General features: G+C 72.1%; 3 protein-coding genes. 1 reads left to right on the top strand and 2 read right to left on the bottom strand.

All coding sequences use genetic code 11. The annotated features are described in order from the left end of the window. Window positions 1-17: 17 nt before the first annotated feature. Window positions 18-1,121, bottom strand: a complete 1,104-nt coding sequence (locus tag ACFWEP_RS33980; RefSeq protein WP_387376065.1) for a tyrosine-protein phosphatase — start codon at window positions 1,119-1,121, stop codon at window positions 18-20. 215 nt (window positions 1,122-1,336) lie between these two features. Between ACFWEP_RS33980 and ACFWEP_RS33975 the strand changes: the two genes are divergently transcribed. After that, on the top strand, window positions 1,337-1,804 hold the full coding sequence (locus ACFWEP_RS33975) for a hypothetical protein (protein WP_387376063.1): 468 nt from the start codon (window positions 1,337-1,339) through the stop codon (window positions 1,802-1,804). 39 nt (window positions 1,805-1,843) lie between these two features. On the opposite strand, the gene ACFWEP_RS33970 is transcribed toward ACFWEP_RS33975, so the two are convergent. Beyond that, window positions 1,844-2,530: a pyridoxal 5'-phosphate synthase gene (locus ACFWEP_RS33970; protein WP_387376061.1), complete on the bottom strand. Its 687-nt coding sequence runs from the start codon at window positions 2,528-2,530 to the stop codon at window positions 1,844-1,846. Window positions 2,531-2,616: the final 86 nt, after the last annotated feature.

Genomic DNA, 2,616 nt, shown 5'->3' with positions numbered 1-2,616 from the left:
CCCCGGGTAAGGCTGTCTCAGCCGACCAGCAGCGAGGACTTCAGCTCCTCGATCTCCTTCGAGGAGAGGCCGAGGCCCTTCTTCTCGTAGTTCTCGAACGAGCCGAACTTGGCCTTGACCTCGTCGAAGCCGGAGTTCAGGTACTCGGCGCGGACGTCGAGCATCGGCTTGTACGCGGCGGCCATCTCGGCCGGCATCTGGGCCAGCGCGGCGGCGTTCGCCTCGGCGCGGTAGGTGTTGCTGGCGAGGTAGTCCTGCATGACCGTGGCCTTCGGCACGCCGAGCGCGGTCAGCAGGGCGGCGTTCGCCCAGCCCGTGCGGTCCTTGCCCGCCGAGCAGTGGAAGAGCACCGCGTGCTGGTCGTCGTCGGCCAGACCGGCGAAGACCAGCTGGTAGGCGGCCTTGCCGGTGGCCGAGCTGACCATCGACTTCTCGCCGACCACCATGTACTGAGCGGACTTCTCGGCCGAGGACAGGTCGATCGCCGAGGTGATGTCGCCACCGATGACGTCGGCGACCACGTACTTCGCGCCGGCGGGCACGGAGTCCGGAGCCGAGGTGCGCTCACCGGCGGTGCGCAGGTCGAAGTCGACCTTGATGCCGAGACGGTTCAGCTTGGCGACGTCGGCGGTGGTGAGGGTGTTCAGTGCGCCCGAGCGGTAGACCTCGCCCATCTTGACCCACTGGCCCGTGCTGGTGCGGTAGCCGCCCGCGTCACGGAAGTTGACCGTGCCGGAGAGCTGGATCTCGCGGTCCGAAAGGTGGAGCGAGCCGCCCTTCGCGGGGACGAAGTCGAACCACTGGCGGTCCGAGGCGGGCAGGTGCTTGACGGTGACCGTGGCGTGGCTGCCGCCCTTGGCGACGACCTTGCCGTTCGCCTTGACGACCACGTCGCGGACTCCGGGGGCGGTCCAGGTGAGGGTGTACGAACCGTCGTCGTTCGCCGTCACGTTGGCCGCGGTGAAGGGTATCCGCTGGCTGTGCTCGCGTGAGGCGGACGCCTTGCCCTGGTGGGCCGGAGCGTGGTGAGAGGTGGCCGAAGCGGCCGAGGCGCCGGCCCCGACGAGCAGGGCGGCGGCGGCGACGGCCGCGGAGACCTTGGCGCGGTTCATGGTGTTCATGGGGGTGAGCCTGCTTTTGCCGGGCGAGCGAGGGGGAAACGCCAGGTGAATTGGCGACAAAGCTGAGCTGCACCTCTGGTCCGGTGTGCTGTCCGGTGTGCCGTGGGGGGTCCGGAGAACAGGAGCGCAGGGTTCCGGCGGTGGGCGGCCCGGCGACGGCCTGGAACCCGCGCTCCCCCTGTCATGGGTGACGCAGCGCCGCTACCGTCACGCGTATGACGCGGAGAGGACGCAGCGCACCTGTACCTCCGGACCCGGATCGCCCGGAGAACCTCGCACTGCTCGACTACCTCCGCGCACACGCCGCGCGGCCCGTCGAGCCGTACGACATGGAACTCGACGGGTGGCAGCTGCACACCCATCCCGACCTGGAGGAACGCTTCATCGCCCTCGCGTCGGGCCACGCGGTGGGGTCCGCCTACGGTGTGCCGGTCCTCTCGGCCGGAGGTGTGGCCGCAGCGGTCGCGTACGGCACGAGCATCATCCTGGTCCGCGTGCCGGCCCTCCCCGGGAACGTCGAACCCGGGGAGGCGCTTGTGCCACTCACCGACGGCGAGTGGTTCTCCGTCAGCGCCTGGCAGAGCGGCATCCCCCAGGCCGACGGGACCGCCTGCCTCAGCGCTCTGGTACGGGAGGCCGCCCGGCACGCCCTCGGGCTGAGCCGGAACCCACCTGGTCGGTAGGGGCGGCTGCTGCCCAGTGGCCCTTCCTCGCCGGGTCCGTCACGGCCAGAGCAGCTCCCGCACCCACCCCGTTCCCCGGCGGCGGTAGCGGAGCCGCACGTGGCGGCGGCGGGGGTCGCCCTGGAAGAACTCGACCTCCTGCGGCTGGACGACGTACCGCTGCCAGCTCGCCACCTCCGCGTCCGGCTCGTCCCGCGCCCGCCGCCACGCCGCGTCCGAAGCGCGCGCCAGCTCCCCGGCATCCGCCAGCACCTCGCTCTGGCGGCCGACCAGGCCCGAGGCGAGCGCGCCGGTGGAGCGGGCGTGCAGATCGGCCCGGCTCTCCTCGGCCGACCCGAGGGCGACCGGGCCGCGTACTCGTACGGACCGGCCCTGGACGGGCCAGTAGAAATCGAGCGCCGCATGCGGGTGGGCGGCGAGCTGGTGGCCCTTGGCGCTGGTGGCGTGGGTCGCGAACCGCCAGCCGCGGTCGTCCGCGTCGTGCAGCATCAGCGTCCGCACGTCCGGGTGGCCGTAGGCGTCGACGGTCGCCAGCGCCATGGTGTGCGGCTCGGGCTGCCCGGCGGCCACGGCCTCGGCGAACCACGCGTGGAAGAGGGGGACGGGCGCGTCGGGAGCGGTCGCCGGGTCGAAGCCGGGCAGCTCGGTGTCCCACACGCGCTGGGCGTGCAGCAGACGGAGAAAGGCCGTGTGCGCGTCGGCAGGGGACGCGTCGTCGTCGCTCATGACGCCCATTGCAGCAGGCGGGGGCGGCGGAGGGGGTGCGCGGCGTGTCCCGGGTACACCGACGGCGGGCCACATCGCGTGTGTGG

It is taken from the genome of Streptomyces sp. NPDC060198 (genome assembly GCF_042728415.1).
GTDB lineage: Bacteria > Actinomycetota > Actinomycetes > Streptomycetales > Streptomycetaceae > Streptomyces.
This window is presented reverse-complemented; position numbering and strand designations above follow the sequence as displayed.

Bases quoted from the DNA above. Each gene is read 5' to 3' on its own strand.
- ACFWEP_RS33975 (WP_387376063.1), top strand. From the start codon at position 1,337: ATGACGCGGAGAGGACGCAGCGCACCTGTACCTCCGGACCCGGATCGC.
- ACFWEP_RS33970 (WP_387376061.1), bottom strand. From the start codon at position 2,530: ATGAGCGACGACGACGCGTCCCCTGCCGACGCGCACACGGCCTTTCTC.
- ACFWEP_RS33980 (WP_387376065.1), bottom strand. From the start codon at position 1,121: ATGAACACCATGAACCGCGCCAAGGTCTCCGCGGCCGTCGCCGCCGCC.